We start from the raw sequence: 23,797 nt of genomic DNA on the forward strand, positions 1-23,797 counted from the left end.
CGCTCCTCCCGCACGAATCAGAACCGGAACTCCGCCCTTTTCGTGGCTCCCCTAAGCTATCCGGCCGCCGCCACCCCGCCGCAAGCGAGCCATGCTGCTGTTGCACAATGTGCTACAAGTCCTCAGGAATACCGGCGGCAAGTACGCCCCCCGCTTCATCCTGCCCGTTTCAGCCCATGGACCTTTCGCACCAACCCCGCCCGGTCGGTGCTCCGGTAAAAGGCCGATCCCATGATCAGCAGGTCGGCGCCGGCGTCTACCGCCCGCTGCGCGTTGTTGCCGTCGATCCCCCCGTCAATCGCAATCTGCGTGCGCAGGCGGTGGCGATCGATATACCGTCGGGCGGCCTCGACTGTCCGCAGGGTCTCCTCGATGAACCGCTGGCCGCCGAATCCCGGAAACACCGACATCACCAGAAGTTGGTCGCACAGTTCCAGAAACGGCAGCACGGACTCGGCCGTCCTGTCGGGATTGAGCGACAACCCGCGCGCCACCTTCATTTCCTCGAGGCGTTTCAGATGGGCGACCGGGTCGGGGTGGACCTCGATGTGGAACGTGATGGCATCGGCGCCCGCGGCGGCGAACGGCTCAAAGAAGGCCTCGGGATTGGTCAGCATCAGGTGGACGTCGAGCGGCAGGCCGGTCAGACGGTTGACGGTTCGGACGATATCCGGTCCGTAGGAGATGTTCGGCACGAAGTGGCCGTCCATGATGTCCAGGTGCAGGCGGTCGGCCCCGGCGGCGGCTGTGTCGGCGATCTCCGCGCCCAGGCGGCTGAAGTCGGCGGCGAGAACCGACGGTGCGATTTCGATCATGGCGCAATGTAGGACGGGCGCGGGCGGGGAGTCAAGTCTTCACATGCGCGCCCCGCGCCTCGGCCGGGGCGGTTTTGCTTGACCCCCGGCCCCCCCCGTCCTATGTTGCGGCGGGGTCGCCTCCGCCGGCGGCCTCTCACTCGGACAAGGATGGATCGCATGGATCAACATCGCGCCGACAGCGCCGATCTCCACCGGATGCGCCGCGCCGACCGGGCCCGCGACGAGGCCTGGATTTCCGACCTGGTCGCCCGCGCGCCCTTCTGCCACATCGCCACGGTCGCGGGTGACCAGCCGTTCATCACGCCGATGAGCTTCGCCTATGACCCCGACCGGCAGGCCCTCTATTTCCACACCGCCGGGGCCGGCCGCCTCCGCACCAACACCGAGCGGGGCTCGCGCGTGTGCGTGTCGTTCGCCGAGATGGGGCGGCTGCTGCCGGCCAAAACGGCCCGCGGCTTCTCCGTCGAATACCGCAGCGTCATCGCCTTCGGACGAATCTCGCTGGTGGACGACCCCGCCGCCGCCGCTCGACACATGCAGATGCTCATCGACCGCTACTTTCCCCGCCTCCGCCCGGGCGTCGACTACCGGCCGATCCAGCCGGAGGAAATCGAGGAAATATCCGTCTACCGGATCGACATCGACGCCTGGTCGGGCAAGGAGAAGAGCGCCCCGGACGAATTCCCCGGCGCGTTTTCCTGGGAGAGCCGCTGAACCGGCCGGCGCTGAAGATGCGCCGGCATCGAAATCGAGGAAGGTTGCTATGAAGCATTCGTTCGCGGGCGCCGCGGCGGCCGCCGCCCTGCTCGCCCTCTCTGTCGCCGGCTGCGGCGGGAAGGAGTCAGCCGGGACGGCCGGGGGACCGGCGCAGTTCCTTCGGACCCGCCTGGGGGCGGCGGAACCGACCGGCGAGGTACGCACCTTCACCGGCGAAACGCTCTGGGAATACATCGACGGCGACGCCGAGATGTACCGCCAGTACCGCTTTGTCGAGATCGCCACCGCCGACTATCGCTTCCCCGAGGTTGAGTTCATTGTCGATGTCTACCGGTTCGCCGACGATGCCGGCGCCTACGGCCTCTACGCCGCGGTGCGACCGGACGAGCCGGACCTGCTGGCGATCGGGACCCAGGGATTTTGCACTGAGTCGACCGTCACCGCCGTCAAGGGCCGGTACCTCGCCCGGCTGATCGCATTCGACGAGTCTTCGCAGACCGGCGCCATGCTCGCCGTGGCCGCGGATTCGCTCATGCGAAGGCTGCCGGGGAGCACCGACCGCCCGGCGGCGTTCGCGCGCTTTCCCGATTCCGCCCGCGTGCCCTGCGGGGACCGCTATTACCCCGCCTCGTACCTCGGGCAGGCGTTTCTCACCGATGTGTACGAGCAGGCGTACGCGCTCGGACCCGACACGGTCCGCCTCTTTTTTGCCGCCGATTCCAGCGGCGGGAAGTTCCTCCGGTGGCAGGAGGCGGCGGGCGCCGAGAAGGTCCAGACCGACCTTCCGTTCGACGGCGGTGCGGCCTTGATGATTCGGTCGTATGCGGACACGGCGGCCGCCGGCCTGCGGCAGTTCACGCTGGCGGGAATGCGCGCCTACGCCCCGCGCCACCGCGACTTCTTCGCCCGGTGGCTGGCCGCGCTCGGGGGCTAGCCCGGACCCGCCTCAGGCGTAGATCGTTTTCAGGCGCTCGATGCGGCCCGGGATATCGACCGCGTGGGCGCAGCGCGCCGCGCACCTTTCGCACGCCCCGCAGGCGTGCAGTCCGCGCCCCGGCGCGATCTCCCCGAGCGTCGCCCGCGCCTCCTCAAAATTCGCATACTGCGCCGCGTACATGTGCGTGCGCATGAGCGCGGGGATGTCCGCCCGGTGCGGACAGCTCGGCTCGCACCGCCGGCACTGGCGGCAGAAAGCGAGACCGAGCGTGAGGCGGTTATCCGACAAAAACTTCGCCTCCTCCGCCGTATAATCGAGCCCGCGCGCCACCGAAAAATCCTCTTCCATGTGCTGGAAATTGTCGTAGCCGGGAATGGCCGATGCAATGTGCTCGTTCCGGAGCACCCACTTGAGCGAGGCCGTCGCAATCGTCCCACCGGCATAGTCCTTCAGGGTCGCCGGATTGGGCAGGCGCGCCCCCCCGGCCTGCGTCTTCATCGCCACCACCCCGACCCCCGCGCGCGCTGCCGCCGCGATCGCGCCGAGCAGGTCGGCATCGTCCGCCAGCGAGACATTGATCACGGTGAGCACGACGTCGTAGAATCCCCCCTCCGCCGCCGCCTTGAGCACGGCGGCCATGTTCTGGTGCGTGGAGACCCCGACCGCAGGCACCTTCCCCTGCTTCTTCAACTCCGCCAGCGCCTCGAGTGCCCCCGCCTCTTTCATCTCCTCCGGCGACGACACTCCGTGGAGATAGAGAATGTCGACCGTCTCCATGCCGAGCCGTTTCAGGCTGGCTTCGCACTGCTCGACCAGTTTGCGCTTCACCGCCCCGGCGCCGTCTCCCTCGCGGCGGCCCGGCAGGATCTCTTTGGTGCTGATGACGACTTTGTCCCGTACCCCGAGTTGTCTGATGACCGCGCCCACCATCTCCTCGTTCCGGCCGTTTTGGTACCGCGCGGCGGTGTCGAAGTAACGGACCCCGAGTTCGTACGAGGCGCGCACCACCTCCGGGGAATTGTTGTTCATCACCCCCATGTTGACTATCGGCAACGTGAAACCGGTGCGGCCGAGAGTGCGATGGATGATCGATCCGGGCGCGGGAGTGGACGGTTGGGTCGCGGGCGGTTCGGCCTGGCCGAAAGACCGGCCGGGAACGAGCGTCGCCAGCCCGGCCGTGACCGCGCAGCCCAGCGAGGTCTCGATAAAACGTCGGCGGGTCAAAAACGTGTCGGGGTTGCCCATGGCTGTTCTTCCTGTCTCGGAGGATTTTCCTCTCGGAGTTTCGCTCTTGCTGCCGCTTGTCATTCGTCGGTCCGCGGACCGCCGCCAGGCCGGGGACGCCTGCGCCGCCGGACGCTTCCGCGCGGGCCCGGGCCTCCCGGCCGCCGCGCAGCCGTGTCCGGCAAAGGCGGGAAGGAACAGGTCCAAGGTACGGTGCGCTCCCGCGTTTTGTCAACGTTCGGCTCCCCTCCGGAGGGGCGGAATCGTCTCCGGCGGCGCCCAAAAATCGAACTCCCGCACTATAATTGATTGCCGAATTCGCCGGACCGCGTATATTGGTGGTGTCATACCGTGTCCGCCGCAACCGTCGCGCGTCAACGCTGATTGGAGGACCCGCATGTCTCGCCGACTGCTCTTTGCCCTCGCCGCACTCCTGCTGCTTGGGATCGCCGCTTCCGCCGCCGGGCGGGAAGATGAGTCGCTCCCCATCGGTCTCACCGAAGAAGAAAAGGGCCGCCTCGATGACATCGGCAAGGCCCACCGGTCGACTTACCCGCCGACCGGTTCGCTCCGCAACCCGGCCGAATGGGAACGCTCCGTCGGCGTCATCATCCGCTGGCCCCTCGGGATCTCCTACGCGCTTGTCGCCGAGATGTCGGAGGAGCTGATGGTCACCACGATCGTCAGCAGCACCACCGTCGAGGCCCAGGCCCGCGCCGCCTACCAGGCGAACGGGGTCAACATGGCCAACGTCAACTTCCTCATCGCCGCCACCAATTCCATCTGGACGCGCGACTACGGCCCCTGGTTCATATTCTCCGGCGATCGAATCGGCATCGTCGACCACATCTACAACCGCCCGCGGCCGCTCGACGACGTCATCCCGCAGGCGATCGGCTCCGCCTGGGGGATTCCCGTCTACGGCATGGACCTGATCCATACGGGCGGCAACCACATGTCCGACGGATTGGGGAGGTCAATGTCGACCCGGCTCGTGTACGATGAAAACCCGAGCCTCACCTCGGCCCAGGTCGATTCGATCATGCTGGCGTACCTCGGGAACCAGTACACCGTTCTGGGTTACGTGGAGTCAAGCGGCATCCACCACATCGACTGCTGGGCGAAATTCCTCGATCCGGCGACCATCATCGTCAAGGATGTCCCTCCCAGCGATCCCAGCTATTCCCTCCTGAATGCCCGCGCCGCCTACCTCTCGCAGCAGATGTCGGCCTGGGGACGGCCCTATGAGATCATCCGCGTCTACTGCCCGGCCGGGACCGCCTACACCAACTCGATCATTCTGAACGGCAAAGTGCTGGTGCCCATTTTCGGCAGCCCCTCCGACGCCGTCGCCATCCAGACGTACCAGGACGCCATGCCGGGCTACGAGATCCTCGGCTTCACCGGTTCCTGGCTGGATGACGACGCCATCCACTGCCGCGCCATGGGGGTCCCCGACCGCCAGATGCTGTTCATCGACCACGATCCTCTCCACGGCCGCGTCCGGTCGGGCGGAAACGGACAGACAGTCAGCGCCTTCATCGACGACTACTCCCGCGCCGGGTTGATCGCGGAGTCGCTCCTGGTCCGGTATCGGGTCGACGGCGGCGTGTGGAGCGACGCCCCGCTGGCGCCCGCCGGCAGTTTCTACGACGGCCTGATCCCGGCGCAGCCGGGCGGCAGCGCGGTCGAATACTTCATTCTCGCCGCCGACAACTCCGGCCGGGTCGAGCAGCACCCCTTCATCGGCGCCCCGGGCGCTCATGCCTACAGCGTGAACTTCCCCCCCGCTATCATCTCGCCCGATTCGTTTCTCTGCAGGGTCGGCGATCGATTCGCGTATTCGCCGGGGCTCTCCGACAGCGACGATACGGCCCATGCGGTGTGGTTTGAGGGATACCCGGCCTGGCTGCAGCCGGCCGGCGATTCGCTCGCGGGGACTCCCGCCGAGCGCGATACGGCGACGTTCTCGGTCTTCGCCGCGGATCCGTTCGACACAACCGGCGCCGACGTTTTCGTCCGGACCTACATCTGTGGCGACGTCGACGACAACGGCGCGGGACCGAATGTCGCCGACCTGACTTATCTGGTCACGTTTCTGTTCCGCGGCGGGCCCGAACCGCCCGTGCTGCCGGCGGCGAACCTGAACGGCAGCACCGGCCCCGGCAACAACATCGAGGTGTCCGACCTGACCCTGCTGATCGCCTACCTGTTCCGAGGCGGCCCGGCCCCGACCTGCGGGTGAACAACCCGCGGATCCCTGCCCGGATCGAACACCCGGCAGCGTGCCCCCCGCCGCGGCCTCAGTGCGCCGCCTCCGGATGCTCCCCGGAGCCGGCCTGCGGCACCAGACCCTGCGGCTCCAGCACTTCCACGCGGTCGAGCCAGCTGCCGATCCAGGCCCGAAGTTCGTCGGAGATAACCGTGCACATTTCCAGCGTCAGCGAACCGTCGGCGTTGCGCGTCATCTGCTGGCTATAGTGCCACACGCGCTCGGCGACCACGTCGGCGATCTCCGGCTTGAACTTCAGCACCACCCGCTCCGGCCGGTACTCGGGTCCGCCGTAGATGCCGAATCGCCCCTCGCGCAGTTTGTCCAGGCTGAACCCGGCCTGGCGCGTGAACCTCTCCCCCGTGTATTCGACCGAGCGAATCCGCTGCACCGGCAGGAAGATGTAGTTGTCGTGGGCCGGCACGTACACCACCGCGTACATCGCCCCCTTGTGGTAGAGCATCAGATACGGTTCGGCCTCGAATTCGGAGGGTTTCTCCCGCGTCGCCGCCTTGTAGACAAATCGGCAGGTGCGCGATTCGGCGCAGGCCTTGACGAGCGTGTCGATCTTCTCGGAGTGCTCGCTGTAGTCGACATAACCCATGAACGTCGCCCCGAACATGTCGTGCGCCAGATCCCCGCTCTGGAGGGACTGAAAGACTCCCGGCCCGGCCAATTGCCGCGCCTTGTCCAGGAGCGAGCGGACATCCTCTTCCAGCTGTGTCCCCCGCGCTGCGAGAGCCAGTTGCTCCAGGAAAAACGACGCCAGCAGTTCCTGACTGCCGATCGTCTGCGGAACAAAACGCAGAAAGTGCTTGTCGACACACCAGATCTGCTCGCGGCCCCGCCCCTTTTCGTTGTACAGCGGAACCCCCGCCCCCGAAATATCAACGAGGTCGCGCTGCAGCGTCCGCTTCGGGACCTGGCGCTCAAACAGCTCGTAGAGTTCTCTGACGGTGACGTGCCCTTGCTGGTAAAGCCTTTGAAGAATGCGGATGACCCGGTCGATCTGCTTGTACTCAGGCATCTAAACCCTCCATTAGCGAGCTCTCGTGCTCATGTTTTCCCGAAATTAAACAGAGTATGAGTCACCGAATGACGCATGGCAACACTAATTATGGGTAGACGTCGTGCGGGCCGCAGTTCGCACCCCGTGATCGGGGGTCATCGCGGGGGTGCGGTGCGGCAAGCGGGGGTCTGAGCGGTCGAGGCGCTGATCGGGGAGGCAGCGACCGACCGCGAATTGCGAAAGTGGCTGCATTCCGCCATTTTCGGCGGCTCCGGACGGCGCCAATGAAACCGGCATCGAGCGCCGGACTATCCCTGCCCGCGCCGCCCCGGATTATTCGAGTTCGTGTCTTACCGGAATGGGGATACGAGGAGCGTGCTCTCTTCGGGGTCCCTCGGCCCTGGTCCTATCAGGGCCGGCCAACGAGCTATGGCATGACCACGATCTTGCCGTTGTACGCGCCCCCCTTGGCGAACCACGAATACACGCCGATCGCCACGAGATTGCCCGAGGCGTTGCGGCCGTCCCAGGTCCACCGGCCGGAGACGCCGTCTTCGATCAGCACGGTCTCGCCCGATATGCTCTGGATCAAGAGATCGATCGGCTCATCGGGGAGCGTGATCGTGACAACCTCTCCCTGCTGGAAGTGCACCGGGTTGGGGTACGCGACCACCTCGAATCCAACCTGGAAGGCCGCCGGCGCGCTGTAGGCTTCGTTGTCGGCGCGCACCCGCCAGTAGTAGGTCTCCCCGACCTCAAGATCATCCGCCACCTGCCACTCGGTCACCCCCGAAGGATCTTCGGCCACCGGATCCGAGGCGGAGACGATGCCGGTGAAGGTCTCGTCGGACGCCACTTGAAAGAAATACGCAGGCGTGCCGGCGAGCGCGGCGTTACGGGCCTTCAGGACCGGGCGAGTGGTGTAGACGGTCGCGCCGCTTCCCGGACTGACCGGTTCGGGGACTTCGTCCTCGCCGCCCGTGTAGAGGCTGTAGTAGAAGAACGAGGTCGCCTCGGTCGGCGCCGTCGCGCCGATGCCGTCGCTCGCGCGGACCCGCCACCAGTACGTCGATCCGTCGACCGGGGTCAGATCGAGCACGACGGCGGTCTGCTGCGGCGTCTCCGGGACGCCGAGGTGCTCTTCGACGAGCTCACTCAAACCGGCATCGGCGTAGAGGAAAAAATCATATGTCACGTCGTCGCCGTCCGGGTCGATCGCGTTGTCGACCCGCAGGACGATGGGCGCCGACACGAGTGTGTCGCCGGCGCTCGGCGAGGCGTGGACGGGGAGCGTGGGGAGATTGTTCTCCCCACTGCTCATATCGATGCTGAACGAGGCGGTGCTCATCCACGGCGAATACTCCTCGCCGTCGTAACTCCGGGCCCGCCACGTGTAGGCCGCTCCGTCCTGGAGCGCCACCGGGACCGTCCACCGCGTGGTCGCCGCTCCCTCCGCCACCCCGCCGACCCCGGCCACCAGGCTGGGTACGGCGTCGTACACCTCGAAATCATAGGTGAGCACGTCGCCGTCCCGGTCATCGCTGTTGAGCACGCCCAGCACGGGCGTGGTCGTCCGCAGCACCGACCCCTGGGTGGGTGTGTGGAGGACGGGCGCCGCCGGCGGCGTGTTGTCCGTGCCGGTGTCGTCGTCGATGATCGTCCCGACCGCGGTCGCGCCCGTGATCGCCCCCTGCGAGGAATTGGAGATCACGAACGTCATGGCCTCATTGCTCTCCGCGATCGCGTCGTTCACGGTGGCGACCGAGATGGTGTCCGCCGTCTGGCCGGCGAGGATGGTGCCGACCCCGGACGCCGCGGTGAAATCGCCGGGCGCCTGCGCCGACCCGTTCTGCGTGGCAAAATTGTAGGTCACGTTCTGCGCCGCCGCTCCGCTGGCCCGCACGATGAACATGAGGCTCGTCCCCTCCGGCTGCGAGCTGCCCTCGACCCACAGGCTGATCTCCTCCGATCCCCAGGCCCCGTCGCCCGCCGTGTTGGGCAGCGCCAGCGTATCCTGGAACTGGCCCCACTCGCGCTCATTGACATTGGGATCGGTCAGCGTCGTGCGCCGCCAGGTGATGTCGCCGCCCTTGGCCACCCGCAGGCGGTAGTCGTTGTAGGTCGACTCGGCCGCCAGGGAAGCTCCGGACCAGCGGCGGTAGAGGTACGGCACCGTGTCGCGCACCAGACCGTTCGTGCCGGTGGTCTTGGCCACCACCGCCGCCGACAGGTTGGTGGAATCGGCATAGGCCTGGCGCGGCCACAGATGAACGGTGGCGCCCGAAACCGGCAGACCGTTGGTCCCTTTGACCGCCAATTCCACGCTCCGCATGACGTACGCGGAACCGGTGTTGCCGCCGCGAACGACGTTGTTGACGGCCGCGTTGATGAACACGGGGTCGATCACCCGGTTGTTGTCTGACGGTCCGTTATAGTACCCGACAGTCACGGCTCCCGAGAAGTTGTATCCGTCGGTCATGTGCGGCAGCGCCCACTCGATCGTGTCCTGGTAGGAGGTCCACTCCTGGCAGCCGCCGTTGAGCTCGCCGAACATGAGCGGGTGCACGTTGCTCACCAGACGGTTGTGGTAGCTCCGGCACCCGTTACCGAACGGTTTGGAGGGATCCTGCACCTGCTCGATCATGAGCGCCCCGACATGTGTCGGTGTCGCGCCGGAACTCCCGCTCCAGATCGTCTTGATCGTGTTATTGTAGATTTCGTTGTACGACCCGAGGGCCGAACCCTCTTCGCCGATCTCCGTATACCAGATTCCGTGCGCTTCTTCGGATATCTGTTGGGTCGCCGGGTCGTCATCGGCGTACACTTCGATGTAGTTGTGGTGGACGCGCAGGTAGAAACATCCCCACCGAATGCGGATACCGCGCGCCGCCGGATTCTCCGTGGTTTGCCCGCTGGAGATGCGGATGTCGTTGTAGGCAATCTCGATCGGGGCCGCGGCCGTGCCGACCGAGTAATCGAAGTACATGCCACGCCCGCCGTAGTGGTTGCTGCCGGAGCGAACGGTGTTGTACCGGAAACGGCTGCCAGCTTCAAGATTGCCGCCGCCGATACCGTGCGCGTTCGCCCAGCTCGTGCTGGGTCTTTCATTGTGCGCATCAATCGTGACGTTGTTGTACTCGAACCACGCGACGTCCATCACCAGAAGGCCGGTATGGCAGGCGCTGTCGACCACGACGTTGTGCACGTAGAAGTTGTACTGCTCCGGCTGGACGAACGGCTTGCAGTCGAGCTTCATGACCGCCGCATCGTTCCACATGCGGTTGTCGAACGACTGGACGTAGCTGGTGAAGTTGCCGCCGTCAATCTCGATCTCCGTCTTGACCCCCTCCGCCCAGGAGTCGAACGGCGCATCGCCGTAGGCGCCGTCAAACCCGATCGAGCTGTGCCCGCGCACGTGGACGTTGCAGTTCTTCACGAGGATGTGATTATTCGGACCGAGAATGAACCCGATCACGTTGGGTCCTCCCGTGTTGCCGTAGAGCTGCCCCGACGTGGCCGCCTGCATGATCGTGAGGCCCTCCACCACCACGTGGTCGGAGGCATGCAGGTACACCCCGTAGTGGCCGCCGGTCCCGCTGCCGTCAAACGTAAGAGTCCGGCCGTTGCCCTTGATTTTGGAGTAGCTGACGCCGTTGATGTGGATTCCATTGGCCGCCGTAGACAGGTCGCCCGCCACCGTGTACAGCGTGGAATCCCGATCGACCGTGAAGGGGAGTGAGCTGATAGTGACTTGGTAGGGGTAGGCAGCATCGCTCCAGTTGTTCCATTGCGCGTGCGAGGTGACGGGAACAAGAAGGGCGGTAAGACCGAACAGGACAATCAGCTTTCTCATCTATGCCTCCTGAGCTATTGACATCGCGGTGGCGAGCCGCCGGGTTCGGGACCGACCCGCCGAGCAGTATCCGGAACAATCCCCGCTGCAGTATCGTGTCAGGCCGTTTCGCCTCGCGGCGCGAAGACTTCCCCCGCCTTCCCGGCCTAGCCGCAGCCGCACATCAGGGTTCGATAATCCGTCCTCTCTCCATGACTTAATCGGTAATTTCGGTTGTCAAATACAGTTCAATCTACAACCGGTGGTGATCCTCGCCCGGAGTTTCCATGTCCCCACGCTTGCACTTGCAACTGCCGATGGCAGAATAACTTGCGGGCCAAGAGCCATTCGCTGAGCCGAAGCCCTTGGACGGAGACCATCTTACGCCAAAATACCGCGAACTACAACAAAAAACTTCCGTCCGGAAAGCAAGCGCAATATCCGTGCCGGGCCCGGTAGCCGATAACTCGCGCAGCGCGCTCTCCAATAACGCCTTACGAGGGCTGCCCGCAGACGTTCGCAACGCAGTGCCGTCAGCGTGGTCAACGCACGTACAAGAAGCTCATCGACTGAGCATAACCTTGTACATTCGGCCCGGATGAACCACCAGCCGCCTGGACAGCCCTCGAATCGACTGCCCCCTTCGCTGTAACTGCTTCGACCGTCCGGCCGAGGACGGGTTTGCCACCACGTGATCCCTCGCGCAGTCAATGCCGGCTACGGCGCCGGGCGCCACAGCCAGCCCGCCGGAAGAGCCTGCTTGGCCAGCGACGGACCGGCGATCGAAACCCCCAGCCCGGATCCCCCCTTGCCCTGAAACATCTGCACCGTGAAGCGGTGAAGCCCGGCTTTCAAACCGATCAACCCGCTCAACTCGGTGTCGCCGTGCAAACCGTCGTTGTCGACCACGAGCGTGTCCGCCACGTACAGCCGGCTGCCGTCGTCGGAGTTGATCGAAAACGCATACATACCGTCGGCCGGCACCCGGATATATCCCTCAAAGAGCAGACCGAAATCTTCCTGGCGGGCGAGCGGCGGGAGAGCAACGGTCTCGGCCGTAAATTCGGCCGCGGCCGTCAGCGTATCGAATCGCGGCAGGCGTTCCCATTCGCCTTCGTAGTAGCGCGCTGTCAGCCCGGCGGCCAGCCCCTCAACCGACACCGGCGCGCGCAGTTCCAGGCGGTGCACGGTGCGCTCCGCGACGTACGAATTGTCGTACCCGTCCCGCACCGCCCGCGCCCGCAGAGTGGTCGTGCGGTCAACGGCCACCGGCGCGGTGTAGCGCGCGGAACGTACCGAGGGCTCCGTGCCGTCCAGCGTGTAGTAGATCGCGGCCCCGGGAGTCGGCGAACTCAGAGTCAACCGGCATCGGCCGGCGAACGCGCCGCTGTCGGCCGCGACCTTCACTACCGTGGCGCGGGTTTCATCGTACAGCGGCCGGGCCGGCGTCACGTCGCCATGCGGCTTGGCCCCCACGGTCGCGGCCAGCACCCGGATGCGCGCGTTGTTCGGCAGCGCCACCGCGGTCGCCCCCGGCGGAACCTCCAGCGAAACCAAAAAGGCATAGGTGAAGCGGTAGATGTCGTTGCCGCACTCCGGGGTGTGGCGGTGCGAGCCGTACCACGCCACGGGCGCCGCAGTGAGATAGGCCGGGGCGATCGCCGAGGGAGACTCAACCAACTGCCCATCGACCACCCGGTTGTGCCACTGCCCGAGCGGCGCGGCGTAATCCGGCAGCTCCACCGGAAGGGCGCGGCCGCCGATCCGAAACGTGTCCACGGCCGGGCCGTCCACGGCCGCCGCGAGCAGCCAGAGACGGTTCTCCCCGAGTCCCGGCAAGGGCACTTGCTGGCCGCGGCAGGTGAGCATGTTGGACGCTCCCGCCGCGCGCGGGCCGAGCACAAAGGGAATGTCAAGATAGTCGAGAGTGTCGGGCAGGAGCTCCCCGGCCAGCGAATACCCGCGACCATCGAAGTCGCCGCCGCACCGCTCGTCATCGGTGCTGACCCCGTCGCCGTCGTACGGCAGTTCGAGCGGAGAATACCAGGGAAGGAGCAGGTCGGTGACGACTCCTTCATCAAGCGTGACTGCGAACGCTTTCGGCTGAAATGCCGTGAGCGACACGACCAGCCGGCCGTCGGCCACCTCGGCGGGCCCGACATTCTCCTCCGCGCCGTTCACTTCGCGCGCGGCCGCGATCGGTCGGTCGAAGGCGAGTGCCGCCTGCGTCCGCGGGGCGCCCGCGGTTTCCCGAACGCGGATGATGATCTCGTCGCACTCCTCGGCCATCTTCACCGCGGCGATCATCACGCCCGGCGCTTCGGTCGCTGCGCCGCCCCGCGCCGGAGTCTCCTCCGCCCGGACCAGCGAGTAGGTCTTCCCCAACTCCCCTTCGTGCGGCTGCGCCCGGAAAGCCTGCAGCGGCTGGTTGAAGCGCGCCCCCTGCCGGACGACGCCTCCGGAGCGCCAGTCGCCGGCGTGTCCCTGAAGGGCGAATCCCAGGAGGTGGCGCCCGAGATCCTGGGAGCGCTGATCGCCCACCCAGTCCCAGCCTTTGCCCACGCCCGGGGTGCGCACGAGGGTGAGGCGCACGGTCGCCGAGTCGGGGTGGTCCCAGCCGTAGCGGCAGTCGTTCAGGACCGCCACCCCCCAGTCGCCCGCAGGGGCGGCCAGGTCGGCCCACTGGTGCCCCGGCACTTCGTAGCGCTTTTCGGAATTGCGGCCGCGTTCGATCACGCCCAGCCCCAGGTCGTAGGTCACGGTTTCGTTGGCGGTCGCCGGCGACACGGCGAGCTTGAGCATCCGCTCCCGCTCATACCAGTCGATCGCCGCCTGGAACTCGACCCGCTCCCCGGCCTCCCCCGCCGCCAGACTGACGATCGTGCGGAGCGTGGAAGACGCCGTGCGCCGCTCGATACTGACCGCCACCCGCGCGCATCCTTCCTCGACCACCGCGATGACCGGATCGCCCGCCCATTCGTCGCGGGCCGGAGCCATGACATCCTCGTAGTCCACCTCCCACGCCGGCCAATTGTGCGGCGTGTCCTCCAGCAGTTCGTAGCGCACCGGCGCCCCGAGCAGCTCCCGACCGAGCTTCTTGTCGTAGATCGACGCCACCTCTCCCTTCTCATTCAACCCCACCCGGTAGCGTTCGTTCTCCAGTTCCCGGGGCGAGACCCGCAAGCCGGTCGCCAGCGGGCAGGGGGCGTCGGCCGGCCGCGCATCGAAGACGGCGTAACCCACCGAGGGCACCCGGGCGAGAAAACGAAGGCGCAGCGAATCGCCGGCCATCGGGACCGCATCCGCCGGCGCCTCCCGGCCGTCCGGACCGAAGACGCGAACGAACCGCGTCTTCCGGTCGCCGAAGTGCACGGCGGCTTCGACGACATCTTCGCGGTCAAAACCCAGCGGGTTGAAGACGACCAGGGGGATCCCCTGGGTGCGGGTGTCCAGAGCGCCGGCGGTCGCCTCCACGGCGCCGGTGAGCAGCGCGGCGAATCGGTTCTGGCAGAGGAGTTCGTCGTTCCACGAGAACTCGTACGCCTCGGGAATGCTGGTCCCGGTCAGGTCGTCATGGAACTGGTGCCAGAGGAAGCGGATCCAGGTGTCGCGCAGCAGGCCGCGCGGGTAGAAGCTCCCACCCCGCCGCGCGGCGATCACCGCGGCCCGCTCCGCCGCCTCGGCGAGCAGCTCGTTGCGGCGGTTCCACCGCTTCATAGCGGCCTGCGAGGTGTAGCAGCCGGCCCCGTGGCGCGTCATCACCAGCTCGCCGTCGAAGTGCGGCAGCCGCGCGGTGTCGACGCCGGCGAGCAGATCAACCAGGTCATCGGCGCCCGCGCTGACAACACGCAGAGGACCGTCGCTCTGCATCGAGGCGACCAGGCGGTCGACCGAAGCGGAGTCCGGCGACCCGCCGGTGTCGCCCGTACCGAAATACCGGTAGGCCGCGAAGAGCCCCGATTTCTCCCCCTGCCGCCGGGCGGCGCCGAGCCAGGTCGTGTCCCGGCTTAAGTCGCCGGTAATCCGCGAGACGTACTCGCCCGGATTGACCCCGCACAGCAGCGTCGCACCGTCCACCCCCCGCCAGACCCCGATGTCAAAGGGGATGCCGACCCAGCAACCCCACCCCAGCTTCTGGGTCGAGAAGCTCCGGAGGCCGCAGTGGCGGGCAATCGAGGGAAGGGCGTAGCCGAAACCGAAACAGTCCGGCAGGAAGATGTCCCGGCTGGTCCGGCCGAACTCTTTCCGGAAGTACCCGTTGCCGTAGAGCGTCTGGCGGACGAGCGACTCGAACGAGGGAATGTTGACATCCACAGCATCGACCCAGCTCCCCGTCACCCGCCACTGTCCCGATTGGACATAGGGCCGTATGCGCTCGAAGTCCTCCCGGTAGTACTCCTCCATGAGCATGTAGCGGAAAGCCCCTTCGAAGCTGAAGACGTACTGCGGGTACTGGGCCATCAGGGCGAGATTCCGCCGAAAGGTGTCGGGGATATACTCGTCGATGCTGTTCCGGATCGTCCACCGCCACTGGGTATCGAGGTGGGCGGTGCCGATCACCTGGAGCGTGGGGCGCTGCTCCGGGGGCGCGGCCTGTTCCGGCTGCGAGCCCGCCGGTGTCCCCACGGCCGCCAGGAGGAGAGCGAGAAGGGCCGTCTTGATGCTCATGGTCGTTGCTCCGTATTTGCAGTCGCTGTGTTATCCGGTTTCGGGTCGCGGCGGGCGGATGGTCCCGGCCGGCGGCGCGCGAGTCGCCGCTGTTTGAGACGGTCGGCGAGCACGGCGGCGAGAATCACCAGCCCGAGAATGACCTTCTGCGTATAGCTTTCCACGTTGATCAGGTTCATGCCGTTCTGGATGACGGCGATAATGAAGGCGCCGATCAGCGTGCCGAGGATCCGCCCCTCCCCCCCCATGAGGCTCGTCCCGCCCACCACCACCGCGGCAATCACGTACAACTCGTAGGTCAGTCCATAGGTCGGGGCGCCGCTCTTAAGCTGCGAGGCCATCACCACCCCGCCGAGCCCCGCCAGGAGCCCGCAGATCACGTAGACCGAAAAGAGCACCGCCTTGACGCGGATACCCGCAAGGTGGGCCGCCTCCGGGTTCCCGCCGACCGCGTACACATAGCGGCCGTAGGTCGTCCGCGTCATCACCACGTGGGCGGCGGCGTAGAGCAGGACCATGAGGATCACGGCGTTGGGGATGTGGAAGACCGGGTCGACCCCGCGCCCGAGCCAGACAAAGGAATCGGGAAGCTGGTAGATCGGTTTGCCTTGCGAGATGATGTAGCCGAGACCCGCCGCCACCTGCATCATCGCGAGCGTCGCAATGAACGGCGGAATGCGAAAACCGGTGACCATGAAACCGCTGAAAGCCCCGACGCCCCCCGCCAGGAGTATGCCCCCGAGGCTCGCCAGGATCATCGCGGCCGGCCCGGCCTGGTCCCCCCCGGCCCGGCCGATTAGCCAGGCGGAGACAACCGCCGAGAGCGCGATCAGGCTGCCCACCGAGAGGTCGATGCCGGCGGTGATGATCACCAGCGTCATCCCGACCGCGATGATGGCGATGACCGAGATCTGGTTCGCCACGTTGCGGAGATTGTCGGCCAGCAGGAAAGTCGGCCAGCGGTGGGGCGAGGGTTCGCACACTTTGGCCGCGCGGAAACCCGCCACCTGCGCCGCCACCATCGTCACGGCGGCATAGTAGGCGTGGCTGGTCACAATCAGCGGGGCCGCCTGGCCGGCCGAATCGAGCGCCTCGAGTCGCGCCCGCACCTCCGCGGGCGAACCGAACACCGGCGGCCGGACTGTCCGGCCGGCGTTCGCCAGTCGCCCGACTAGCGTCCGCACCATGGCCGAATCGTCGCCGGTCGCCTGGCCGATCACCACCACCGCACCCCCCGGCGCCGTCCCGGCGGCGAGCTGGGCGCACAGGTTGTCGCCGGCCGCCGCGCCGGTCGGGTGCTGCTCGGAAATCGTCAACAGCGAAAACAGCGCGCACAGGGCGGCCAGCACGAGCGCCATGCCGTAGTCGGAGAACGCCTGCCGCAGCCGCGCCGCGCCCGCCTCGCGGCGGTGTTTTTTGCCCCGTGAATTTTCCACGCGCCTTTCCTCTGCGGCCTCACACGGCCAGCGCCATCAGGTCCTCCTGCGTGGCGCGGGCCGCCTCGGCCACCTCGCCGGCCACCCGCCCCCGCCGCAGCACGAGAATGCGGTCGCAGATCCCGAGGAGTTCCGGAAGCTCCGAGGAGATCACGATGACGCATTTGCCGAGCGCCGTGAGCCGGCCGATCAGGACGTACATTTCGTATTTGGCGCCGACGTCGATCCCCCGTGTCGGCTCGTCGAAAATGACCACTTCCGAATTGGTCTCCAGCCAGCGGGCCACGAGCAGCTTTTGCTGGTTGCCGCCCGAGAGCTCCTCCGCCCGCTGCTCCGGGTGGGAAAGCCGGATGTTGAGACCGGCCGTCCGCTCGGCGAACCGCTCCTGTTCGCGGCGCCGGTCGATCCAGGCCAGGCGCGACCAGGAACCGAGATTGGGCAGCGCGAAATTGTCCCGGGCCGAGGCCCCCAGCACGAGCCCCTGGCGGCGCCGGTCCTCGGTGAGTAGACATACTCCCGCGCCGATCGCCGCGCGCGGCGAGGCGATTTCCAGCGGCCGGCCGCCCAGCCGGATCTCGCCGCGCCGTTTCCGGTCGGCCCCGAAAATGAGCCGGGCGACCTCGGTCCGGCCCGCACCCATCAGTCCCGCCAGCCCGAGCACCTCCCCCCGCCGAACGGCGAACGAGACATCCTCGATAAACCCGCCGCTCAGTCCGCGCACCTCGAAATGTACGGGCCCGATCGGGGCCGGCGCCTTCGGGTACTCCTGGTCGAGCGGCCGCCCCACCATGAGCTCGATCAGCTCCGCCCGCGAGAACTCCCCTGCCCGACGGACCGCGATCGTCGCCCCGTCGCGCATGACCGTGATGCGGTCGGCGATCGCCGCCACCTCGTCGAGGCGGTGGCTGATGAAGACAATCCCCATCCCCCGCCCGGCCAGGTCGCGAAGGATGGCGAAGAGGTGCGCGACCTCGTGAGGGGCGAGGGCGGCGGTCGGCTCGTCCATCACGAGGATGCGAGCCTCGCGGGCCAGCGCCCGCGCCACTTCGACAATCTGCTGCTGGGCCACCGTGAGGCCGGAGACGAGCGCCGAGGGATCCAGGGCTGCGCCCAGGCGGTCGAGAAGGGCGGCGGCCGCGCGCCGCTCGCGGCCGTGGTCGATCAGACCGCGGCGGGCCGCTTCGTGGCCGAGAAAAATGTTCGCCGCCACCGAGAGCGATGGCACGAGAGTGAATTCCTGATAAATGGTGGCGATGCCCGCCCGCTGCGCCTCGAGCGGCCGCCGAAACTCCGCCGGCTGCCCGAGCAGCCGGATCTCCCCGCCGTCCCGCCGGTGCACCCCGGTGAGGATCTTGATGAGCGTGCTCTTGCCGGCGCCGTTCTCCCCGACCAGCGCGTGGATCTCCCCCGCGCGCAGGGCGAAACTCGCCGCCCGCAAAGCCCGAACGCCGGGGAACGATTTCTCGATCCCCGACATCTCCAGCAGGCTGTGCCCGCCGGGGGCGGGCGTCTCAGAGGAGGAATCCATATCTCGGCCGCGGCCGTCCGGTCACTGCGCCGCGGGCTTGGCAAACAGGTCGCACGGTATCAATATCTGCGGCTCGACGGCGCCGCCGGAGAGGTAGGTTTGCACCGCCTCGACCGTGCGCTGCCCGATCTTGCGCGGCTGCTGGATCACGTCGGCGTGGATCTTTCCCGCCTCGATCGCCTGGCGCGCCTCAGGGACGGCGTCGAACCCGACGATTTTCACGCGGCCGAGCTTGCCGGCTTTCTCGATCGCCGCCAGCGCGCCGAGCGCCGAATCGTCGTTGATGCCGAAAAACCCCGCCAGGTCCGGATGGGCCTGCAGAATGTCCTCGGCCGTGCGGAAGGCCTGGTCTTTGACGCCGTGCCCCGACAGCTTCGCCACTATCGTGATGTCCGGGTACTTGGCGATCTCCTCCTCGAACCCCTTGACCCGCTGGATCACCGATTCGACTTCGGGGTGGTCGATGATCGCGACCGCGCCCGCGCCGTGGATGGCCTCGGCGAGCGCGCGGGCGGCCAGCCGCCCGCCCTCGACATTGTCCGAGGCCACGTGCGTCACGATCGCCACGCCCTCGGCCAGACAGGCGATATCGGCCGTGAACACCGGAATGCCGGCCTCGTTGGCCGCCTTGATCGCGGTGCCGATCGAACGAGAGTCGCAGGGACACACGATGATCGCATCGACTCTCTGAGTGAGGAAATCCTGAAGTTGGTCTTTCTGGCGGGCGACATCGAACTCCCCGGCCGTAATCCGCACCTGGAAACCGGCCGCCCCGGCCGCTTCTTTCAGACCCTCCTCCAACTCCTGATAGAACGGATGGGTCCGCGTCAGCAGCGACACGCCGATGGTCACGGCGCCCTCCGATGCGGGGTTCTGTTTGACCTTGGCGGTGTCGTCGGCGCCGCTGCATCCGAGCACCGCGGCCGCTGCGGCGGCGGCGATCCACCCGACTGTTCTGGCAGCGGTGCTGCGCCCGGCTGTTCTGACGGCAGCGATCCGGCCAGTTGATCTGGCGGCGGCGATCCACCCGGCTGTTCGCAGGGCGGCAATCCGCCCGGTTGTTCTGGCGATGTGTCCTGGCATGCTGGTCCTTAAGCCCGCACCGGCGGTCCGGTCCGGGGATAGTCGACAACGGGTTCTTTTTCGAGGTGAAGTATACGCGGTCGGGCGACGGTCGGCAAGCTTGGGCTGTGCTCCGAGACCGGCGAGGTACTGGGAAGGCGCCGCGCTCGCCCCCTGCATTTTCCGACCGGCAAGAGAAATAGCGGTGCAGGGATTCGAACCCCGGACACGCGGATTATGATTCCGCTGCTCTAACCAGCTGAGCTACACCGCCATCTGTGTCGAACGTATCCGCAGCGCACCGCCCAGGGCGGGGCTGCAGACATGGAATTTAACACAATTTCATCTCCTGTCAAGCGCACTTCCGATTTACAGGGTGCGGCTACGATAATTCCGTGTCCGGCGGTGAAAAACCCGGCGCTAATGTCACGCCGGGCGGGGGGAACGGCGAGGTCTGCGGGCTTGAGGGCGGATACTGCCCGGCAATGCCCCCTCCGGCGGGGCCACCGCTCTGAGCGTCGGTGATCTCCTTGAAACAGGTCGAGAACTCAGGCCGCACTTGATTTGCAGTCCGCGCCTGTGGCGGGGCGGGATCATTATTGCACGGGCAAATGTGAAGGCGGCATTCAGCCCGCAGCCGCGATCGGGCGGGAGGACGATTGCCGGAGCGCGGTCCAGCACGGGAGAAGATGGCGGGCAAAAAAACGGGAGTCACTCTCTCGAAGTGACTCCCATCAATCCCCACCTCTTACATACCCTTCACCGCCATGTCGACTATGTAAGAGCATCCGATTCGTAGAACTAACATACAAGATCTATGCCGGAATCTCGGCACTCTTGCGCCGTTCCCATAACCGACTGAGTGACAATTCCTTACCATAGTACACACACGACCCGGAGGAACCCGCCGGAGCGGCAAGCGCAATAGCTGCGCCGACGTGCGGTCACGCATTGGACAAACAAATGTTAAGTAATTGGCATCCAGTGGCGAATGCAATCAGCTTAACCGATGGGTTCTGCGCAAGCGTGGTATCCGAGCGGAATCGCCGGCAGAATTTGCGCCGCCTCGGCGAAAACAGCCGGTTCGTTCGTTGGCTCGGCCGCCTCAGCGTTTCTTAGCCAGATGCACCGACATCCCGTGGACATCGTGGGCCGCCTCCATGAGCGCCTCGGAGATCACCGGGTGGCCGAAGATGAGGTTGCCGAGTTCGCGGGCGGTGAGTCCGTTGCGGATGGCCAGCGCAGCGGTGTGGATGACCTCGGTGGCATGGGCGCCGACTATGTGCACGCCGAGCAGGCGGTCGGTTTTTTTGTCGGCGATGACTTTGACCTCGCCGGCGATTTCGTTTTCCGCGTGCGACTTGCCCAGCACGCGCAGCGGGAACCTCCCGATTGCCAGATCGTGCTCCTGGGCGGCCCTGGCCTCGGACAGACCGACCGAGGCGACTTCGGGGTGAGTGAAAATAACCGAAGGGACGCCGCGGTAGTCTTTGGTTGTCGTCTCTCCGAGGGCGTTGGTGACCGCCACCGCGCCATCGTGCACCGCCGTATAGGCCAGCAGGATCTCGCCGCGGACATCGCCGATCGCGAAGATGTTCGGGATGTTGGTGCGCATATCGTCGCCGGTGGGGATCGAGCCGTTCTTGTTGACTTTCACCCCGACCTCTTCCAGCCCGATATCTTCGGTATTATAGGCCCGTCCGACGGCCACCAGCACCTGATGGGCCTCGACCGCCTGGCCGCCCGAGAGATTGGCGCGGACGGTCTCCCCGGCCGGGGTCAGCGATTCCACGGTGGTTTTGGTGTGCAGGTCGATTTTCAGTTTTTTCAGTTCGCGCTCGAAGAGTTTGGCCGAGCCGGCGTCTTCGAGAGGAAGCGCCTGGTCGAGCATTTCCACGACCGTCACCCGCACATCGAGCAGCGCGGCCATGCAGGCCCACTCGCACCCGATCACGCCGGCGCCGATGACGAGGAGGGATTGGGGGAGGTGGTCCAGCTCGAGCATGTGGGTGGAGTTGAGGATCCGCCGGCCATCGACCGTCAGCCCCGGCAGATTGCGCGAGCGCGAGCCGGTGGCGATGATGACGGTGTCGGTTTTGAGTTTCGATTCGTTGCCCTGGTCATCGACGACGGTGACCTGGTTGGCGCCGGTGATCCGTCCGTAGCCGGCGAGGTGGGTGACCCCGTGGGACTTGAAAAGCTGGGCGATCCCGCCGGTCATCAGTTTGACAATTCTGTCTTTGCGGGCGCGCATGGCGGTCCAATCGTAGACCGGCGGCGAGGCGAGGCGGATCCCCCAGAGCTCCGCGTCTCTCATGCGCCGGTACTCATTGGCCGAGGCGATGAGGGCTTTGGAGGGGATGCAGCCGACATTGAGGCAGACGCCGCCCAGTTCGCCGAGTTCGACCACGGCGACTCTGGCCCCCTTCTGAGCAGCCCGGATGGCAGCGGTGTATCCCCCGGGGCCGCTTCCGATGATGACGATATTAAACTTCTCTATGACTGAATCTCCTGGTTTTGACCTAGGCCGCCTGTATTGGGGCATAATGTAAGGGATTCCCGGCGAATGGCAAGGATCATCGGGAAATACCGCGCCTGGCCCCGGCGGGCCGCTTTGTTGGTTCGTTTGTTGGTCGCGGCTGGCGCGGGCGGCGGCCCGGCCGGATTTCGCCAGAGGACGGTCCCGGCCACGGGCGGCAGAGTTTGCGGTGCGCTCCGGCCGGCGGGCCGGAGCCGGCGACGAGATCCGATGGGCATCTTTTGTACGGCAAGAGATTAGCCCGTCCCGGGGCGCGTGTGGCGGCGAGGCCCATGCCTCTCCCCTCGCGAGTTGGACCGGTCAGCCGGGCCGCACCCGAGCGCGCGCTCTCCCACATTAATGAATCCGGGGCGGCTGTCTCGTCCGGTTCCGGCGCGAATCAGTCCGTCGGGGCGCCCCGGACCGGGGGCAAGGCCGGGGCCGGGGAGGTTGCGGGCGGGCGGAATCGGGAGCGGCCGTCGCAATAAAATGACACGGTGAGCCGTTTTAACCGCGCTTTGTTGCCCGAAACCGATGATCTCGGCGTGGAATTTGCAGAACCCGGAGGGGGCTTGTGGGGTTTCATTTTGGTCAGGCGGGCTACCGGTTGGCGCAGAATCAGTTTGAATTCTCCGATAACAAAAAAAAGTTCCGGGAGGGTGAAATAATGTCTTGACATTTCCGGGGCAGGTGTTATTTTCTGCCAATTTTATTAGACCATCGGTGTAACTTTTACTGAACATTTTGCCGATGGGGATGTTTAACGGCAGAAGATGAAGGTCACGATCGGCGAAAAGATCAAGGCGCTGCGGCTGGCCTCGGACCTGACGCAGGCGGAACTCGCCAGCCGGGCACGGCTGACGCGGGGATTCATCTCGCAGATCGAGAACGATCAGAGTTCGATCAATCTCGATTCGCTGGCGGATATCCTCGAGGCCCTGGGTGTGGGTCTGGGGGAATTTTTCTCCGATGTGGAGAAACGCCGCGTGGTGTTTCGCCCCTCGGAGCGGGTGAATGTGGAGGGGAAAGGGGCGCGCCGTTTTGAGTTGTTGATGCCCGGGTCGACGAACAACCTGATGGATCCGATACTTCTCGAGCTCGGCCCGGGGGAATTTCTCGAACTGCGGGATCCGATGCCCGGCGAGCAATTCGGTTTTGTACTGGCGGGCACGGTCACGCTGCGGATAGATGGCAAGAGTTTCAAGGTTCCGCGAGAACACTGTTTTTATTTCAAGTCCGACCAACGACATCAGATTGGCAACGCCGGCGAGCGGGCCGCCAAGCTGCTGTGGGTAACAACACCGCCGCATATGTGACGGGACAACCGCGTACCCCGAGAAGGAGGCTACGAAATGAAAATTCTTGGTCGCCATCTGGTAGTTGAACTCTCCGAGTGCAACCAGGAAAAGCTCAATGACCTGAGTTTCCTCGAAGAGTGCCTGGACGAGGCGGTACGCCGTTCGGGAGCGACCAAGGTGCGATCGGTGTTTCACCGGTACAATCCGCAAGGTGTTTCCGGAGTAGTGGTCATCGCCGAGTCCCACATTTCGATTCACACGTGGCCGGAGTACGGGTATGCGGCGGTGGATTTTTTCACGTGCGGCGAGTCGGTGGATCCGCACCGGGCGCTGGCGCACGTGAAGGGGGAGCTCGAGGCGGGGAGCGCGCAGGTGAGCGAGTTCAAGCGGGGGATTCCCTCGCACGCCGACGAGATTATCGATCACAAGCCCTCATCCCGGCGCCGGCCGACGCAGGCCGCGGCGGCCCTGCGGTAGA

The 23,797-nt window shown here is 66.0% G+C and carries 14 protein-coding genes and 1 tRNA gene; 5 read left to right on the plus strand and 10 right to left on the minus strand.

What is annotated here, in order from left to right:
* Nucleotides 1-155 precede the first annotated feature (155 nt).
* The gene (rpe, locus tag KA261_03855; GenBank protein ID MBP7696922.1) at nt 156-815 is read right to left on the minus strand and encodes a ribulose-phosphate 3-epimerase; all 660 of its coding nucleotides are present in this window, start codon (nt 813-815) and stop codon (nt 156-158) included.
* 159 nt (nt 816-974) lie between these two features.
* Here rpe and KA261_03860 point away from each other — a divergent pair, with 159 nt between their 5' ends.
* Nucleotides 975-1,532 carry a pyridoxamine 5'-phosphate oxidase family protein gene (locus KA261_03860; protein MBP7696923.1) on the plus strand — a complete coding sequence of 186 codons (558 nt, stop codon included), beginning with the start codon at nt 975-977 and terminating at the stop codon, nt 1,530-1,532.
* Nucleotides 1,533-1,581: 49 nt separating this feature from the next.
* A complete protein-coding gene (locus KA261_03865) occupies nt 1,582-2,469 on the plus strand; it encodes a hypothetical protein (GenBank protein MBP7696924.1) in 888 nt (295 codons plus the stop codon).
* Nucleotides 2,470-2,481: 12 nt separating this feature from the next.
* Here KA261_03865 and KA261_03870 read toward each other — a convergent pair whose 3' ends face one another.
* Entirely contained in the window at nt 2,482-3,717 is a 1,236-nt protein-coding gene (locus KA261_03870) for an aldo/keto reductase (protein MBP7696925.1), read from the minus strand.
* A gap of 376 nt (nt 3,718-4,093) precedes the next feature.
* Between KA261_03870 and KA261_03875 the strand changes: the two genes are divergently transcribed.
* On the plus strand, nt 4,094-5,941 hold the full coding sequence (locus KA261_03875) for an agmatine deiminase family protein (protein ID MBP7696926.1): 1,848 nt from the start codon (nt 4,094-4,096) through the stop codon (nt 5,939-5,941).
* A gap of 58 nt (nt 5,942-5,999) precedes the next feature.
* Here KA261_03875 and KA261_03880 read toward each other — a convergent pair whose 3' ends face one another.
* From KA261_03880 to lpdA, 8 genes are all read right to left on the minus strand, one after another.
* Nucleotides 6,000-6,995 (minus strand): transcriptional regulator, encoded by a 996-nt coding sequence (locus KA261_03880; protein ID MBP7696927.1) that lies wholly within the window; start codon nt 6,993-6,995, stop codon nt 6,000-6,002.
* A 409-nt stretch (nt 6,996-7,404) separates the two neighbouring features.
* On the minus strand, nt 7,405-10,830 hold the full coding sequence (locus tag KA261_03885) for a hypothetical protein (protein ID MBP7696928.1): 3,426 nt from the start codon (nt 10,828-10,830) through the stop codon (nt 7,405-7,407).
* 696 nt (nt 10,831-11,526) lie between these two features.
* Nucleotides 11,527-15,477, minus strand: a complete 3,951-nt coding sequence (locus tag KA261_03890) for a chitobiase/beta-hexosaminidase C-terminal domain-containing protein (GenBank protein ID MBP7696929.1) — start codon at nt 15,475-15,477, stop codon at nt 11,527-11,529.
* A complete protein-coding gene (locus tag KA261_03895; protein MBP7696930.1) occupies nt 15,474-16,835 on the minus strand; it encodes an ABC transporter permease in 1,362 nt (453 codons plus the stop codon). Before KA261_03895 ends, KA261_03890 begins: the two co-directional genes overlap by 4 nt.
* 97 nt (nt 16,836-16,932) lie before the next feature.
* Nucleotides 16,933-18,390 carry a sugar ABC transporter ATP-binding protein gene (locus KA261_03900; protein MBP7696931.1) on the minus strand — a complete coding sequence of 486 codons (1,458 nt, stop codon included), beginning with the start codon at nt 18,388-18,390 and terminating at the stop codon, nt 16,933-16,935.
* 72 nt (nt 18,391-18,462) lie between these two features.
* Nucleotides 18,463-19,524 carry a substrate-binding domain-containing protein gene (locus KA261_03905; GenBank protein ID MBP7696932.1) on the minus strand — a complete coding sequence of 354 codons (1,062 nt, stop codon included), beginning with the start codon at nt 19,522-19,524 and terminating at the stop codon, nt 18,463-18,465.
* A 179-nt stretch (nt 19,525-19,703) separates the two neighbouring features.
* A tRNA-Met gene (locus KA261_03910) sits at nt 19,704-19,777 on the minus strand.
* An 831-nt stretch (nt 19,778-20,608) separates the two neighbouring features.
* Nucleotides 20,609-22,048 carry a dihydrolipoyl dehydrogenase gene (gene lpdA, locus KA261_03915; GenBank protein MBP7696933.1) on the minus strand — a complete coding sequence of 480 codons (1,440 nt, stop codon included), beginning with the start codon at nt 22,046-22,048 and terminating at the stop codon, nt 20,609-20,611.
* Between the two features lie 746 nt (nt 22,049-22,794).
* Here lpdA and KA261_03920 point away from each other — a divergent pair.
* Together KA261_03920 and speD are read left to right on the plus strand one after the other, a co-directional pair.
* Nucleotides 22,795-23,337, plus strand: a complete 543-nt coding sequence (locus KA261_03920) for a helix-turn-helix transcriptional regulator (GenBank protein ID MBP7696934.1) — start codon at nt 22,795-22,797, stop codon at nt 23,335-23,337.
* Nucleotides 23,338-23,373: 36 nt separating this feature from the next.
* A complete protein-coding gene (gene speD, locus KA261_03925) occupies nt 23,374-23,796 on the plus strand; it encodes an adenosylmethionine decarboxylase (protein ID MBP7696935.1) in 423 nt (140 codons plus the stop codon).
* Nucleotide 23,797: the final 1 nt, after the last annotated feature.

The sequence above is a fragment of the Candidatus Zixiibacteriota bacterium genome (genome assembly GCA_017999435.1).
GTDB lineage: Bacteria > Zixibacteria > MSB-5A5 > GN15 > FEB-12 > JAGNLV01.

What these genes read in the sequence shown, in the direction of transcription:
- rpe (MBP7696922.1), bottom strand. Translation starts at nt 815, where the DNA reads ATGATCGAAATCGCACCGTCGGTTCTCGCCGCCGACTTCAGCCGCCTG.
- KA261_03860 (MBP7696923.1), top strand. Translation starts at nt 975, where the DNA reads ATGGATCAACATCGCGCCGACAGCGCCGATCTCCACCGGATGCGCCGC.
- KA261_03865 (MBP7696924.1), top strand. Translation starts at nt 1,582, where the DNA reads ATGAAGCATTCGTTCGCGGGCGCCGCGGCGGCCGCCGCCCTGCTCGCC.
- KA261_03870 (MBP7696925.1), bottom strand. Translation starts at nt 3,717, where the DNA reads ATGGGCAACCCCGACACGTTTTTGACCCGCCGACGTTTTATCGAGACC.
- KA261_03875 (MBP7696926.1), top strand. Translation starts at nt 4,094, where the DNA reads ATGTCTCGCCGACTGCTCTTTGCCCTCGCCGCACTCCTGCTGCTTGGG.
- KA261_03880 (MBP7696927.1), bottom strand. Translation starts at nt 6,995, where the DNA reads ATGCCTGAGTACAAGCAGATCGACCGGGTCATCCGCATTCTTCAAAGG.
- KA261_03885 (MBP7696928.1), bottom strand. Translation starts at nt 10,830, where the DNA reads ATGAGAAAGCTGATTGTCCTGTTCGGTCTTACCGCCCTTCTTGTTCCC.
- KA261_03890 (MBP7696929.1), bottom strand. Translation starts at nt 15,477, where the DNA reads ATGAGCATCAAGACGGCCCTTCTCGCTCTCCTCCTGGCGGCCGTGGGG.
- KA261_03895 (MBP7696930.1), bottom strand. Translation starts at nt 16,835, where the DNA reads ATGGCGCTCGTGCTGGCCGCCCTGTGCGCGCTGTTTTCGCTGTTGACG.
- KA261_03900 (MBP7696931.1), bottom strand. Translation starts at nt 18,390, where the DNA reads ATGTCGGGGATCGAGAAATCGTTCCCCGGCGTTCGGGCTTTGCGGGCG.
- KA261_03905 (MBP7696932.1), bottom strand. Translation starts at nt 19,524, where the DNA reads ATGCCAGGACACATCGCCAGAACAACCGGGCGGATTGCCGCCCTGCGA.
- lpdA (MBP7696933.1), bottom strand. Translation starts at nt 22,048, where the DNA reads ATGCCCCAATACAGGCGGCCTAGGTCAAAACCAGGAGATTCAGTCATA.
- KA261_03920 (MBP7696934.1), top strand. Translation starts at nt 22,795, where the DNA reads ATGAAGGTCACGATCGGCGAAAAGATCAAGGCGCTGCGGCTGGCCTCG.
- speD (MBP7696935.1), top strand. Translation starts at nt 23,374, where the DNA reads ATGAAAATTCTTGGTCGCCATCTGGTAGTTGAACTCTCCGAGTGCAAC.